We start from the raw sequence: 14,602 nt of genomic DNA, 5'->3' as shown, positions 1-14,602 counted from the left end.
TGGGGGGATGGAGCCGCGTGGGGGAGAGGTGGCGTCTTGCGCTTCGATGGCCATCGAGAAGCGAACGCCCCATCGTTACCTTAGAGACATTTATCGCGTTTTAGGAGATGTGCGCGGCAACTGGATCATGCGGGTGCCGCCTTCGCGGAGTCGCCCTGGGGTCGAACGCCACGGCCGGGGCGGTGGCCGGCTCGATCGGTCGCCCGCCGTACGGACTCCTCCGGTCGGCCTCGGCGTCCCTCGTCGCGGGCTCTTTCGGCCGGCACGTCAGCCGTTCCGGGACCCCGGACTCACCGACGTGCCAGGTCACCGGCGGGCGTACGGCTCACCGGCCATCCCCCGGCGGAGGCGAGTTCCGCGTACCGGACGGTGTTCCGTACCGCCGCGCCGCCCGGATCGTTGTTGAAGTACACATGAACGTCACAGCGACGGTCCCACTCCGCGTCCAGACGGCGCAGCCAGGAGCGGAGCGCGCCGTCGCCGTACGAGGGCCAAGGGTGGGCCCGTCCCTCGTGAAACCGCAGGTAGCCCCAGTCGGCGGTCCGCCACAGGGGCGTCTGCGGGCGGCCGAGCCGGTCGGCCCAGCACAGGGCCGCGCCGTGCGCCGACAGCACCTCGCGGACGGATTCGCTCCACCAGGACGCGTGCCGCGGCTCGACGGCGACCCGCACACGAGCGGGGAAACACCCCAGGCACGCGTCAAGCAGTTCGGGGTCCGCCCTCAACGTCGGAGGCAGCTGCAACAGGACCGGCCCGAGCTTGGGCCCCAGGCCGTCGGCCGCCGCCATCAGCCGCTCGACCGGCTCCCGCGGGTCCTTCAGCCGTTTGACGTGGGTGAGGAACCGGCTCGCCTTGATCGCCATGACGAATGCGTCCGGGGTGCGGTCCTTCCAGCTCTCGAAGGTCTGGCGCGTCGGCAGCCGGTAGAAGGTGTTGTTGTTCTCGACCGTCTCGAAGCGCTCGCCGTACCGCTCAAGCCAGAGACGCTGGGGCACGCCGGACGGATACAGCACCCCGCGCCAGTCGGCGTACTGCCAGCCGGACGTCCCTACCAGCATCATGAGAACTCAGCCCGTCGACTCCCGGCCTCCCCGTACAGGGACGTCTTTCCCGGCCGTGGGGACGCCACACCGGCCGCCGCCCGGAGGCTCGATTCGACCGCGCGGGAGGGCCGGGGCGCCGTCGGTGAGGCGTCGACGTCTCATCGGACGGCCCCGAGGGGGATCAGCGCCCTGCCCGGTTCGCGAGCACCGCCAGGCCGATGCGGTTCTGGCAGCCGGTCTTGTTCATCAGGCCGGCGACGTGGCTCTTGACCGTGGTGACGCCGATGTACAGCCGCTCCGCGATCTCCCGGTTCGACAGTCCCTCGGCGACGAGCACGAGCACCTCGCGCTCGCGCTCGGTGAGCGACGACGGCAGCGCGGAAATCGCAGGCGGCGTCCGGTGGCCGGAGGCGGCCTGATCCACCAGTCTGCGCAGCGGCGACTGACTGAACGTCCTCTCTCCTCGCGCCGCTCCGCGGATCGCGTGCAGCAGGTCGCCTGGCGGGGTGTCCTTCGTGACGAAGCCCACCGCACCCGCGGCCAGCACCGGGTAGAGGTGATCGTCGTCGTCGAACGTGGTGACGGCCAGCACCTGGGTGGCGGGGCGGGCGGCGACGATCCGCCGGGTGGCGACGATGCCGTCGACTCCCGGCATCCGCAGGTCCATCAGCACCACGTCGGGCATGAGCCGCGCGGCGAGCCGTACGGCCTCCTCTCCGTTCGTGGCATCGCCCACCACCTCCAGATCCGGCTCGGACTCGCACAGCATCCGCAGGCCCAGCCTGACCAGTTGCTGATCGTCGGCGATGAGTACGCGGATCACGGCAGCACCGCCGACATCCGCCAGCCACGCTCGGTCGGTCCGGCGTCGAAACGCCCGCCGAGCAGACTGACCCGCTCGCGCATGCCGATCAGCCCGTAGCCGTCTCCGTGCGCGGGTTCTCCCGAGCCGTCGTTGGACATATCCATTCGTACCGCTCCGTCCTCGGTCAGGCTGACGCACAGCCTGACGCGGGCCAGGGGGCCCGCGTGCTTGACCACGTTGGCCAGCCCCTCCTGGGTGAGCCGGAGCACGGCCAGGCCACGCACGGTGTCGAGCCCGGCGATCGCCGGATCGACGTCGGCGCTGACGTCGAGCCCGTTGCCGCGCCCGTGCTCGACCACGGAGTCGAGCGCGGCGGGCAGCCCTTCGGGCACCACGATCGACGCCGGCTCCCTCCCCGGGGCACGCAGCACCTCCACCAGGGTGCGCATGTCGGCGAGGGCCGCGCTGCTGGTCGCGTGCAGACCGTCCAGGAGCTCGTCCACCCGCGGGTCGTCCTTCGCGGGCAGCACGTGCTTGGCCACGCCCAGCCGCAGCACCATGGACGACATGTGGTGGGCGACCAGGTCGTGCAGCTCCCGCGAGATGGCGGTGCGCTCGGCCAGCCGGGCCTCTCGCAGTCGCGCCTCGCCGCGCTCCCGCTCCCGGCGTGCGGCCTGGAGGCCGAGCCGCACATAGGCGGCCAGCAGCAGCGGCACGCCGACCACCACGGAGATGCGGAACAGGACCGACGGCAACTGCTGGGGGAGCTCGTCGAGCAGGTTGACGCACACGACCGTGCCCAGCGTCGCGGCGCCCACCGCCACCTGCCTGGCCGGGCGCCGTATCGCCAGGTCGAACAGCAGGACGCAGGCGAGGACCTTCATCGACGCCACGGCCGCGAAGCCGTACAGGTCGGCGGCGGCCAGCAGCCCCACCTGGACCAGCAGCGAACCGAGCGGCGACCAACGACCGAGCGTGCTCAGCGCGAGAGCGCCCAGCGCGAGGGCCCAGTCTCGGGAGTTCACGCCGTGCTCGAAGAACAGAAACTGCCCGACCAGGCAGAAGAGCAGCACGAACGTGCGGATCAGAACGCGACCGGGCTCGAAGGCCCGTTCGATCCATCTCACGGTTCCATCGTAGGTCGGCGAGGCCGGCCCGGCCTCCTGCGCCGGGAGGAGGCCGCGTCATCCCAGTGGCCGCCGATCGCGGCCCGCGGCATGAGGCGGCCGACGCGCGGCGCGATGAAGCTTGACCGGTGTGGGCGGTGAATCGCGGAGTCGTCCGCGGACGGTGACTCATGGAGCTGTTCGCGGGCGGTGACTCGCGGAGCCGTCACGTGAGAACCGATGACGCGACGAACGTCCGTCACGGGGAGACCAGGAAAGGACCGCGTCAGTGACCGTAAACGATCGTGGGCGGGATTCCGCCCCTTCGAGCGAGGACCTCCCGTCCGCCGGCGATGAGACGACACCGCCGAGCGCGTCGCGCAGAGCCGGCGCCAGGCGACCCGGCCGTCGAACGTTCATCGGGCTCGCCGCTGCCGGTGCGGCGGGGCTCGGCGGTGCGGTCACGCTTCCCCCATACCTCACCTCCCCGTCCACGAGCCCGCCTCCCGCGGCGCCTCCGCCACGACGCAGGTCACCGTCACTGACGCCGGGGTTCGTCGCCGCCTGCCCATGCAGGTCCCATTCGCGGATCAGGGTTGAGCGGTTCGAGGCGCATGTGGCCTGTTGCGGAGTGAACCGCCCTGCTTCAGTGGAGACTGATGGCCGTGACGAAAATGAGTAAGGCGGAGCTGGACGCGTTGGTCGAAGAGGCCACCGTCGATGCCTACGACGAGGACGAGCAGCTTTCCGGGTTCCACGTGATGATCACCGATAACCTGGGGCTGCCGTTCCAGACGACGGTCCTGGGTGTCGAGGTCACCGTCAAGAAGATCGACCTGCTCCCGGGGAGCGGGATCGTGGCGATCTGTGTCCGTGGGGCGTATCGGCAGGCGATCGGCATCCTCGATCTTCCGCTGCCGGATCCGCGGCCCGAGGGCTCGGAGTGGATCGACGCCTACCGGCACTGGGGTCCCTGACGATGAGCGAGTATCAGTACTACGAGTTCCTGGCGGTGGACCGTCCGCTGGACGCTCGCCAACAGGCCGAGGTCCGGGCGCTGTCGACCCGGGCCCGAATCACCGCCACCACCTTCACCAACGAATATCACTGGGGCGACTTCCGCGGTGATCCGCACCGGATGATGGAGCGTTACTACGACGCCCATCTGTATCTGGCCAACTGGGGCACTCACCGAGTGATGTTCCGGCTGCCGCGAACGCTCCTCGATCTCGACGTCGCCGAACGGTACTGCGTCGGGGAGCAGGTGACGGCGTGGGTTTCGGGTGAGCATCTCATCCTCGACCTGAGCAGCGAGGACGAGTCGGATGAATGGGATGAGGGTGCGGAGGACTCCCTGTCGGCCATCGTCGCTGTCCGGGCCGAACTCGGCGCCGGCGACCTGCGGCCTCTCTACCTGGCCTGGCTGTCGGCCTTCGGCGCCTGGGAGCGTGACGAGGACGCCTTCGACTACGCCGATGAGGACGAGCTCGAGCCTCCGGTGCCGGCGGGGCTGGGGTCGCTGAGCGCGGGACAGCGGGCACTGGCCGACTTCCTTCGCATCGATGCCGATTTGCTTGCGGTCGCGGCCGAGGCGAGTCCGGCGCAGGCTGTCGTGCGGGACGATCCGCGCGAGCTGGCCCCATGGATCGCGAACCTGGCCGAGAGCGAGAAGGCCGACCTGCTGTTGCGGGTCGTCCGGGATCAGGCGGCTGCGGTCCGGATGGAGTTGCTGCGCCGGTTCCGCGGCGAACCCAAGAACGACCATGGTGACCTTCCTCGGCGTAGCGTGGCCGAGCTGCTGGACGCCGCGGCCGAGCGCCGTCAGGAGCGCGAACGCCAGGTCGGGGCCAAACGGGCCGAGGAGGAAGCCCGTCATGAACGGGAGCGGGCCCTGGCACGGGAGAGACGGCTGGAAGCGCTGGCGCGGGACGAGGACGGAGCCTGGCTACGTGTCGACACGATGATCGGCACCAGGAAACCGGGCGAGTACGACGCGGCCGTCGAGCTTCTGAGAGATCTGCGGGCCGTGGCTCAGCGTGCCGACCGTCTCGACGGGTTCAGGCGGCGCTTCACGCTCCTGTACCGGCAGCATCTGCGCAAGCCCAGCCTCGTCGAGCGTTTCGACCGCGCCGGGCTCGCCGATCCGCCTACCGGCTGAGAGGAACGTCCCGGAGTCTTCGGCCACGTCATCACCGCCGGTCCGCAGCCAGGTCGGCGAGCAGGTCACTCAGCGCCGATTCCTCCTCCACTCGTACGGCCCGGCGCAGCATCGCGGCCGCCCCGACGAACCCGGCAACCTCCTGTGCCTCTGCCCCAACCACCACGTGCTGTTCGACCGAGGCGTGATCGCCGTCCAGGACGACCCCACGGTGACGGACATGACCTCGGGCGCCCCGACGGGCCCGCTCCGGCTCGCCCCGAACCACGAGATCCAGCCGGAGCACCTGGCCCAGCACAGAAAGGTCATCTCAAAGCGGAGTTGGGCGGCACCTTCGAACGGGCGAATCCGAACGGGTTCGAGCCCTGCGCCGCGGCCGGAAAGACGGTGCGGTCGTTGAAGATGCGCTGGTGGGCACGCGAGGACGTCTCTTGTCAATCTCCGCCGGCGGGTGGCCACAGATCCTGAGCCGCTCCTGCAAGCGGTTGTATTAACCCGCGTTCGAAGGAGATTTTTCCGCTTGACCTCTGATGAGGTCTGTCCCGTCTGAGCTGCGACGGCGATAAAACCGAATGTTGCACTTCGTGAGCCAGATCACTGCAAAGGGTTGACCTCTTAGTTTGTGAGCTATAGGAAAGCGCTATCCCATTCACCGATTCCCCGAAGGGCCAGTGATGACCCTGAGTCCCGCACCGGCGGGGACGACCGAGGTACCGGTCACGCCCCCCGAAAAGGCGGGCGCCTCCCACCCCGGGCGCCTCAAAGGCTCCCGCGGCCGATCGCAGGCATGGGCGGCCTACCTGTTCCTGGCCCCTTGGTTCATCGGCCTGTTCGCGATCACGATCGGCCCGATGATCGCCTCGCTCTATCTGTCGTTCACCGACTACAGCCTGCTGAGCGAGGCCCACTGGGTCGGCCTCGACAACTACGAGAAGATGTTCACCCAGGACGACCGGTTCATGGCCTCGCTGCAGGTGACGACCACCTATGTGGTGGTGTCCGTTCCGCTGCAGCTGGCCTTCGCCCTGGGACTGGCGCTCGTGCTGGACAAGGGTCTGCGCGGCCTGTCGTTCTACCGTTCGATCTTCTATCTGCCCTCGCTGCTCGGGGGCAGCGTGGCGATCTCGATCCTCTGGCGGAAGATCTTCGGAGTCGACGGCATCGTCAACTCGTTCCTGGGCCTGTTCGGCTATGAGGGACACGGTTGGGTGACGAGTCCCGACACCGCGCTCTGGACACTGATCATCCTGCACGTCTGGACGTTCGGCGCCCCGATGGTCATCTTCCTGGCCGGGCTCCGCCAGATCCCGCAGAGCCTGTACGAGGCGGCCTCGGTCGACGGCGCCGGCAAGTGGCGGAACTTCCGCTCGATCACCCTGCCGCTGCTCACCCCGATCATCTTCTTCAACCTGGTGCTGGAGGTGATCAAGTCGTTCCAGTCCTTCACCCAGTCGTTCATCGTCAGCGGCGGCAACGGCGGACCGGTCGACTCGACCCTCTTCTACACGCTCTACCTCTACATCAAGGGTTTCAAGAACTACGAGATGGGCTACGCGGCCGGCATGGCCTGGGTGCTGCTGCTCATCATCGCCGCGCTGACCGGTGTCAACTTCCTCATGTCTCGATTCTGGGTTTTTTATGGCGACGAGAAGTAAGCGCGTGCCGGCCCTGTTCCGGCCGGCCCCTCGCCTGGTCAGGCATCTGCTGCTCATCGTCTCCGGGCTGTTCATGCTCTACCCGCTGCTCTGGATGGTCTCCAGCTCGCTCAAGCCCGAGGATCTGATCTTCCGGGAGCCGGGGCTGATACCGACCGCGGTGACGGCCGAGAACTACACCCAGGGCTGGGACGCCCTCAAGCACTCCTTCGGCTACTACCTGTGGAACTCGGCGGTCATCACCTCCCTGGCGGTGATCGGCAACCTGATCGCCTGCTCGCTCGCGGCCTATGCCTTCGCCCGGCTGGAGTTCCCGCTGAAGAAGATGTGGTTCGCGATCATGCTCGGCTCGATCATGCTGCCGCATCACGTCACGGTCGTCCCGCAGTACATCGTGTTCGCCAAGATCGACTGGATCAACACGATCTGGCCGATCGTCGCGCCGAAGTTCCTCGCGACTGACGCGTTCTTCATCTTCCTGATGGTGCAGTTCATCCGCACCCTTCCCCGGGAGCTGGACGAGGCGGCGGCGATCGACGGCGCGGGCTACTGGCGCACGTTCGTCCAGGTGATCCTGCCTTTGTGCGTCCCGGCGCTGGCGACCACCGGGATCTTCACCTTCATCTGGACGTGGAACGACTTCTTCACCCAGAACCTCTACCTGACCAACTCCGACAATCTCACCGTTCCTGTCGCGCTCCGGCAGTTCATGGACTCCGGTGGCGACTCCTCCTGGGGGCCGCTGTTCGCAATGTCGATCATCTCCCTCGGCCCGATCTTCGGCTTCTTTCTCGCGGGCCAGAAGTATCTCGTCCGGGGCATGGCGACCACCGGCCTCAAATAGTTCCTCCCACTCCCCACCCCCCGGAGGTACCCCGATGAAGCGCATTCTGGCGGCCGCCACCATCACCCTGGTCGCGATATCGGCCACCGCGTGCGGCAGCGGCGACGACAGCGATTCCGGCGGGAAGACGAAGGTCGTCTTCTCGTACTGGGGCAGCGACGCCCGGCAGAAACTGACGGAGTCGGCCATCGCCACGTTCGAGAAGAAGAACCCGACGATCGACATCGAAGGTGACTTCTCCGACTGGGACAGCTACTACGAGAAGCTGGCCACCAAGACCGCGGCCGGCGACGCCCCGGACGTCATGTCCATCGAGATCCGCGGTCTCGCCGAGTACGCCGGCCGCGCCACCCTCGCCGACCTCACCGGCAAGGTCAACACCGCCGACCTCGACCAGGACGTGCTCAAGGCCGGCCAGGTCGACGGCAAGCAGTACGCCATCCCCACCGGCGTCAACGCCTTCCCGATGATCGTCAACAGGGCGACGGTGGAGAAGGCGGGCCAGAAGGTTCCGGACGACACGACCTGGACCTGGGACGAATACATCTCGATCTCCCAGAAGGTGACCGAGCAGGGCGACGGCAAGGTCTGGGGCACCGAGTACAACGAGAACCCCGCCTTCCTGCAGCTGTTCGCCGCCCAGCGCGGGGAGCAGTTCTACCAGGACGGCAAGATCGGCCTGTCGGAGCAGACCGTCAAGGACTGGTGGGCCCTCCTGCAGAAGATCATCTCCACCAAGGCCGGTCCGAGCGCCGCCCAGATGCTGGAGACCGGCACCAACGTCGACCAGGCCCTGCTCGCCACGAACGCCAGCGCGTTCGGCAGCTGGTGGAGCAACCAGCTCACCACCCTGAGCAAGGGCTCCGGCCAGGAACTCGACCTGATGCGGATGCCGAAGGCCGAGGGCGCGACCACCGCCGGCATGTTCCTGCAGCCGGCGATGTACTACACGATCTCGTCGAAGACCGAGCAGGCCGCCGCCGCCCAGAAGTTCGTCGACTTCCTCGTCAACGACCCCGAGGCCGGCGCCATCCTGCTCAGCGACCGCGGCCTGCCGACCAACCCCAAGGTCGTCACCGCCATCAAGGACAAGCTGACCCCGGCCGACCAGAAGGTGCTGACCTTCATCGACTCGATCAGGAGCGAGCTGAGCCCGATCGCGATCCCGCCGAAGGGCTCCATGGAGATGGAGGACATCCTCAAGCGTGCCACCGACTCGGTGCTGTTCGACAAGGCCTCCGCGGACGACGCGGCGAAGGCCTTCCTCACCGAGGCCAACGCCGCCCTCACCGAGTAACCGGCATCCGCCGGCGTGCCGTACGGCTCGGCCCGAGCCGTACGACACGTCTCTCTTTATGGAGTCCTTGATGCGATACGCCTTTGTCGGGCTCGGCCACAGAGCACAGATGTACATCGACGCGCTGCTCGGCGAGTGGAGCGACACCGGCGAGATCGTCGCCCTCTGCGACGTCAACCGGACCCGGCTCGGCTATTACCTTGACCGGATCGGACGCGACGTCCCGTGCTTCGCGCCGCACGAGTTCGACAAGATGCTCGAGCTCGCGGACGCCGTCGTGGTCGCCACCGTCGACGCCACCCACGCCCGTTACGTCGTCGCCGCGCTGGAGGCGGGCAAGGACGTCATCGTGGAGAAGCCTCTCTGCACCACCGCGGAGGACTGCGCGGCGATCATCGAGGCCGCCGGGCGGAGCACCGGCCGGCTCATCGTCACCTTCAACTACCGCTACTCGCCGCGCAACAGCGCCGTCCGCCGGCTGATCGCCGGCGGAGCGATCGGCGACGTCACCTCCGTGCACTTCGAGTGGGTGCTGGACACCATCCACGGAGCCGACTACTTCCGCCGCTGGCACCGCGACAAGGCCAACTCCGGCGGTCTGCTGGTGCACAAGTCCACCCACCACTTCGACCTGGTCAACTGGTGGCTCGCCGACACCGCCCGTTCCGTCTACGCCCGGTCGGCGCTGCGGTTCTACGGAGCCGACAACGCCCGCGCCCGCGGCCTGCACGACCGGCCGGAACGTGCTCTCGGCGCACTGGAACTCGGCACCGACCCCTACCTCCTCGACATCTCCGCCGATCCCCGGCTCAAGCGCCTCTACCTGGACGCCGAGCACGAGGACGGCTATATCCGCGACCAGGACGTGTTCGGTGAGGGCGTGACCATCGAGGACAACATGGCCGTCCTCGTCGGCTACTCCCGCGGAGCGACGCTCAGCTACTCCCTCAACGCCCACGGCCCCTTCGAGGGCTACCGGGTAGCCGTCAACGGCACCGCGGGACGGCTGGAGCTGGAGGTCGTCGAACGCGCCTGGACCCCGCCGCAGGCCGCGATCGATCCGACTGCCGCCGACAAGGCTCACGCCGTCGGCGCCTCCGAGCGGCTCGTCCTGCACCGGCACTGGAGCGAGCCGGAGGAGATCGCCATCTCCTCCGGCTCGGGCGGCCACGGCGGCGGCGACGCCCTCCTGCTGAACGACGTCTTCCGCGGCGCCGGCGAGGACCCCCTGGGCCGCCAGGCAGGGCACCACGCGGGTGTCGCCAGCGTCATGATCGGGGTCTCGGCCAACCTGTCCGCCGCAACCGGCACACCCGTTCTCCTCAATGACGACGGCACCCGGCTCGCGGACTGAGACTCGGTGACGGCCTCGAACTCCCGAAGACCAGCAGGACGCCAGGGAGAACGTTCTCGTAGGTCACGGTTGATGGCTGCGGGGAGGGAGTGGGTGGCGGTTAAGAGGTTATTTGTACCTAAAGGACGATTGGACGGGTTGTTTGGTTGGTTGTCGACCTGGAGCATGAAGTATCTGAAGTTCCATCCGGAGAAACTCCGCTTTACGGGCCATGTGGTATCTCACGTGGCTTCTGGCCTTTTAGGGGGATTTGGGTAGCATGCTCTAGCGCTCCCTGAATCGACAGGGGCCAGCTGGGAGAAGCGATGCACGCCGCCCTCGTTAAGCCGGACATACTGTGGCGATCGGCTGACCTGATGGCGCAGCCGAATGCACTCCCTGCGGCCCCCGGTGTCTACGGGTGGCACTTCAACCACTCGCCGGGCGCGGGACTGCCGGCCGGTCAACTTCTCTACGTGGGTATCGCTCCGCGCCGGATGGCCGCGCACGAGAGTAAGCAGAACCTGCGAACGCGTGTTCGCTACCACTTCCGGGGCAATGCCGAAGGCTCCACCCTGCGTCTGACTCTGGGCTGCCTGCTTGGGCTCGAACTCCGCCGTGTGGGCAGCGGGAAGCGGCTCACCTTCGGAAAGACCGGAGAACAGGAGCTCACGGGGTGGATGGCGGAGAACGCTCAGGTGTGCTGGCTGCTCCACCCGGAGCCGTGGACCGCCGAGTCCGCGTTCATCGCAGAGCTGGACCTGCCGCTCAACCTGGACCAGAACCGGCACAACAAGTTTCATGCCCACCTGAAGAGTCTGCGAGCAGCCGCACGCAGCAGGGCACGCGAACTGCCCATTCTTAGCTGACCGTGTGGAATGGTGGGCTGGGTGCTGTGCGCCCAGGGTTCCGGCGTAGTAGAAGAACATGCTGGAGTGTCCGTTTCGCTCCGACGCTCGACCGGGGCTTCAACGCAGGTCGTCACGGGTCTCAGCCTCAACCCCAGCTACCGAACCGGATAAATCTCTACTTTGCTGGATGTGGCCGGTATGAACGCCGACTAAAGCAAATTCATGGTGCACACGCACCGTATGCGAAAAGATGACCCCGGGGGCGTCGATCGCCCGCTGGACGACTAAACGCATAACGGGCCTTGGAGAACTGGGCATGTCGCAACCTGGCTATTGGCGCGTATCTGACGGTGCTCCCGTGACGGCGGCGGAGGCTCGAGAGATCTGGGCACGTGAGGCCTATCCCGTGCTCGTTGGTCTGGCACGTACGTATCACGCGGTCATCACCTACAAGGAGCTCGCTGAGAAGATTCAGGAGAGCACAGGTATCCGCACCAGGGCTCTGCTCCATAACTGGATCGGAACCGTCCTGAGCATGGTGGTTCGGGAAGGTCATCGCCGCGGCGACCCGCCACTCACCGCGCTGGTGGTGCACACCGATGACGGCATGGTGGGCGCGGGCTACAAAGAGGTTCTTGAGGTCGCCGGAGAGCCACCGGCAGCCGACGATCTGGCTCGCGAGCTGCACGCCGCTCGCTCCCGGCTGGAGTGCTATCGGCGCTTCGGCGCGATCCTGCCTCCTGATGGCGGCGTTCCCGCACTCGCTCCACGGCATCAAGCGGCCGTCGAGCGTCAACGCGTACGCACGGAGAGGCCTTCCCCGGTCTGTCCCCGCTGCTCCATGCAGCTTCCTTCAACCGGCGCTTGCGACTCGTGCGACCAGTAGTGCCTGGTCAGGTGGACCGATCTCCTGCATGGTGGACGCTCTGAACAACAGGTCCTTGGCGGGTTCCGGCCGCAACTCGGTGTGGCCCTCGGAGACGAGGGCGCGATGGATACGGGTCACCCGCTTGTCAGCCGGCCGTCCCGGTGTACTCGTACCAGTCGAAGGCGACGGTGCCCTCGGCGGCGTACACGCCGATGACCCGCCCGGTGAAACCACCCGCCACCTCGGTTGACAGGTAGCGTCCGTCGAGCTCGGCGAGTGGTGTGAACCGGCCGTCTTCCTCGACGCCCAGCCGAACCACGTCGGGTGGTGTGCCGACCGCGTCCGACGCCGGTCCAGGGTCGATGTCGATGACCAGCACGACCGGACCGTCGGTTTCGACCGGGCGGGTGGCGACCGACTGGGCGAGTGGGCCGATCCGGGCCAGGCATCGGACCTCGTCCGCGGTGGCCTCGATTCGGTAGTGATGGCGCTCGTCGAGGCGTACCGCCAGGCCGCCGCAGCCGCTGCCCGGGTCCATGCGGACCCGCACGCGGCAGGTGGTGTGCTGCTGGCGCCGGCCGACGAACGTCGGAAGCGGGTCGTCCAACGACTCGCCGCCGGCGTGCAGGGACAGCCAGCTCGGCCGGGCGTCCAGGGAGTAGTCGTGAGAGGGCCGGTGACGGATCGACAGCCATTGCGGCCCGAGGGTCGTGTCCTCGAAGTGGTCCCGTTCGCAGACGCCGGCGGCCGGACCGGCGGGCGACACGGGCGCGGGCTGTGGCCAGCCGTCCACCCACCGGACCGGGGTGAGGAAGGTCTCGCGACCCAGAACGTGGTAGCCAGGCGTGACGCCGCGAGGACGGACGCCCAGCAGCAGCATCTGCCATGACCCGTCCGGTGCCTGGACCAGATCACCATGGCCGGTGTTCTGGATCGCCGAGCTGGTGCTGCGGTGGCTGAGGACCGGGTTGGCCGGGAAGCCCTGGAACGGACCGGTGGCCGCCGGCGCCCGGGCCACCGAGACCGCGTGACCACGCGCGGTGCCGCCCTCGGCGATCAGCAGGTACCAGTTCCCGTCGATCCGGTACAGGTGAGGCGCTTCCGGTGCGGCGAGGCCGGTGCCGGACCACAGGGGACGGGGCGCGTCGAGGATCTTTCCCCGCAGCGGGTCTATGGGCACCTGCATGATGGTGCCGGCCTCGGCGCCGAAGGTGGCGTAGGTGCACCAGCAGGTCCCGGTCTCATCCCAGGCGAGGTCCGGATCGACACCGGGCAGGCCATCGATCACGATCGGATCCGACCAGGGTCCGGCCGGATCTTGGGCGGTCACGATGAAGTGGCCCCGGTCGGAGACATTGGTCGTGATCAGCAGGAACAGGCCGTCGTGGTGGCGCAGGGTGGGCGCGTAGATCCCGCCGGAGGACGGCGCGGTGACCAGGCGCAACTGGGACGGCCGGTCGAGCACGTTGCCGATCTGGCTCCATGCCGTCAGGTCGCGGCTGTGGAAGATCGGAACGCCCGGGTAGTACTCGAAGCTGGAGCAGGCCAGGAAGTAGTCGTCACCGACCCGGCACACGCTCGGGTCGGGATGGAAGCCAGGGATGACCGGGTTGACGACCATCGCGGTGTCCTCTCTGTCCTAGACGAGTAAGTCCGATGTCTGGGGCCGGTGACCGGGCATGAAGAGAGGGCGTTCAAGATCATGTTGTGACGCAAGACCTGAACACCCTCTTGACCGCACTATATGTGAAGATCGACGACAAGATCGGAGGAAGCCGATCGATGGGCAGGCCGCCGCTGCTCAGCGACTCCGAGCTCGTCTGCCTAGCGGTGGCCCAGGCGCTGCTCGGTCACCACTCCGAGGCCCGCTGGCTGCGCTTCGCCCGCACGCACCTGTCCGGCATGTTCCCGTACCTGCCGCAGCAGTCGGGCTACAACAAACGCCTGCGCGCGGCATTGCCCCTGGTCAAGCAGATGATCCGGGAGCTGGCCACCGACAGCGACTTTTGGTTCGACAACCACTGGATCGTTGACTCCACACCGGTGCCGTGCGGGATGTCGCGCCCAACCGTGCAGCGCTCGAACCTGGCCGGCTGGGCCGGCTATGGCTACTGCGCCTCACACTCCCGGTTCTTCTGGGGCCTGCGGCTGTATCTGGTGTGCACCCCGACCGGCATGCCGATCTTATGGGCGCTGGCCAACCCGAAGATCGGCGAGCGGGAGGTGCTGGCCGCGATGCTCGAGGTCGATGCCGGCCTGATCGCCGAACGCGAGGGCATTCTGCTCATCTGCGACAAGGGTTTCGCCTCCAAGCCTTTTGAGAAGGAACTCGCCGCCCACGGCATCGACCTGCTGCGTCCCTCCCGCAAGCGGGAGAAACAGCGGCACGGCGAGCCAATGCTCAAGAAGGTCCGCCAGCTCATCGAGTCGGTCAACGACACTCTCAAAGGCCAACTCGACCTGGAACAACACGGCGGACGGACCTTCGAGGGCGTCGCCGTCCGCGTCGCCCAGCGCATCCTGGCGATGGCCGCGGCAATCTGGCACAACAACAAGACCGGAGCCCCGGTCACCCGCTCGCTGATCGCCTACGACCACTGATCACATCGGACTTACTCGTCTAGTCGGTTTCCGGGTGGAAG

15 protein-coding genes are annotated in these 14,602 nt (G+C 67.5%); 11 read left to right on the top strand and 4 right to left on the bottom strand.

Annotated features, from left to right (window positions below):
- Window positions 1–290: 290 nt before the first annotated feature.
- The 3 genes from J2853_RS23080 to J2853_RS23070 all read right to left on the bottom strand — a co-directional run bounded on the left by J2853_RS23080 (window position 291) and on the right by J2853_RS23070 (window position 2,975).
- On the bottom strand, window positions 291–1,061 hold the full coding sequence (locus tag J2853_RS23080) for a DUF72 domain-containing protein (protein WP_307561219.1): 771 nt from the start codon (window positions 1,059–1,061) through the stop codon (window positions 291–293).
- Window positions 1,062–1,224: 163 nt separating this feature from the next.
- Window positions 1,225–1,866, bottom strand: coding sequence for a response regulator transcription factor (locus J2853_RS23075; protein WP_307561217.1), 642 nt, complete (start codon window positions 1,864–1,866; stop codon window positions 1,225–1,227).
- Window positions 1,863–2,975 carry a sensor histidine kinase gene (locus tag J2853_RS23070; RefSeq protein ID WP_307561215.1) on the bottom strand — a complete coding sequence of 371 codons (1,113 nt, stop codon included), beginning with the start codon at window positions 2,973–2,975 and terminating at the stop codon, window positions 1,863–1,865. The genes J2853_RS23075 and J2853_RS23070 overlap by 4 nt, the downstream gene beginning before the upstream one ends.
- A 268-nt stretch (window positions 2,976–3,243) precedes the next feature.
- Here J2853_RS23070 and J2853_RS47945 point away from each other — a divergent pair, with 268 nt between their 5' ends.
- From J2853_RS47945 to J2853_RS23025, 10 genes are all read left to right on the top strand, one after another.
- Window positions 3,244–3,636, top strand: coding sequence for a twin-arginine translocation signal domain-containing protein (locus tag J2853_RS47945; RefSeq protein ID WP_370879318.1), 393 nt, complete (start codon window positions 3,244–3,246; stop codon window positions 3,634–3,636).
- Complete coding sequence (locus tag J2853_RS23065) at window positions 3,629–3,931, top strand: hypothetical protein (RefSeq protein ID WP_307568781.1); 303 nt, start codon at window positions 3,629–3,631, stop codon at window positions 3,929–3,931. Before J2853_RS47945 ends, J2853_RS23065 begins: the two co-directional genes overlap by 8 nt.
- A gap of 2 nt (window positions 3,932–3,933) precedes the next feature.
- Window positions 3,934–5,112, top strand: a complete 1,179-nt coding sequence (locus tag J2853_RS23060) for a hypothetical protein (RefSeq protein ID WP_307561214.1) — start codon at window positions 3,934–3,936, stop codon at window positions 5,110–5,112.
- Window positions 5,045–5,512 (top strand): HNH endonuclease, encoded by a 468-nt coding sequence (locus J2853_RS47940; protein WP_370879535.1) that lies wholly within the window; start codon window positions 5,045–5,047, stop codon window positions 5,510–5,512. Before J2853_RS23060 ends, J2853_RS47940 begins: the two co-directional genes overlap by 68 nt.
- Window positions 5,513–5,786: 274 nt before the next feature.
- A complete protein-coding gene (locus J2853_RS23050) occupies window positions 5,787–6,767 on the top strand; it encodes a carbohydrate ABC transporter permease (protein ID WP_307561210.1) in 981 nt (326 codons plus the stop codon).
- Window positions 6,751–7,611 (top strand): carbohydrate ABC transporter permease, encoded by an 861-nt coding sequence (locus J2853_RS23045; protein ID WP_307561208.1) that lies wholly within the window; start codon window positions 6,751–6,753, stop codon window positions 7,609–7,611. The genes J2853_RS23050 and J2853_RS23045 overlap by 17 nt, the downstream gene beginning before the upstream one ends.
- A gap of 34 nt (window positions 7,612–7,645) precedes the next feature.
- Window positions 7,646–8,908 (top strand): ABC transporter substrate-binding protein, encoded by a 1,263-nt coding sequence (locus J2853_RS23040; RefSeq protein ID WP_307561206.1) that lies wholly within the window; start codon window positions 7,646–7,648, stop codon window positions 8,906–8,908.
- A 70-nt stretch (window positions 8,909–8,978) separates the two neighbouring features.
- Entirely contained in the window at window positions 8,979–10,262 is a 1,284-nt protein-coding gene (locus J2853_RS23035) for a Gfo/Idh/MocA family protein (protein ID WP_307561204.1), read from the top strand.
- A gap of 356 nt (window positions 10,263–10,618) precedes the next feature.
- A complete protein-coding gene (locus tag J2853_RS23030) occupies window positions 10,619–11,110 on the top strand; it encodes a GIY-YIG nuclease family protein (protein ID WP_307561202.1) in 492 nt (163 codons plus the stop codon).
- Between the two features lie 340 nt (window positions 11,111–11,450).
- Window positions 11,451–11,978: a hypothetical protein gene (locus tag J2853_RS23025; RefSeq protein ID WP_307561200.1), complete on the top strand. Its 528-nt coding sequence runs from the start codon at window positions 11,451–11,453 to the stop codon at window positions 11,976–11,978.
- A gap of 127 nt (window positions 11,979–12,105) precedes the next feature.
- Here the strand turns inward: J2853_RS23025 and J2853_RS23020 are convergent, their stop codons facing one another.
- Window positions 12,106–13,581 carry a glycoside hydrolase family 43 protein gene (locus J2853_RS23020; protein WP_307561197.1) on the bottom strand — a complete coding sequence of 492 codons (1,476 nt, stop codon included), beginning with the start codon at window positions 13,579–13,581 and terminating at the stop codon, window positions 12,106–12,108.
- 86 nt (window positions 13,582–13,667) lie between these two features.
- On the opposite strand from J2853_RS23020, the gene J2853_RS23015 reads away from it, so the two are divergent.
- A complete protein-coding gene (locus J2853_RS23015; RefSeq protein ID WP_307555729.1) occupies window positions 13,668–14,561 on the top strand; it encodes an IS982 family transposase in 894 nt (297 codons plus the stop codon).
- Window positions 14,562–14,602 lie beyond the last annotated feature (41 nt).

Source organism: Streptosporangium lutulentum, from assembly GCF_030811455.1.
Lineage (GTDB): Bacteria > Actinomycetota > Actinomycetes > Streptosporangiales > Streptosporangiaceae > Streptosporangium > Streptosporangium lutulentum.
This window is presented reverse-complemented; position numbering and strand designations above follow the sequence as displayed.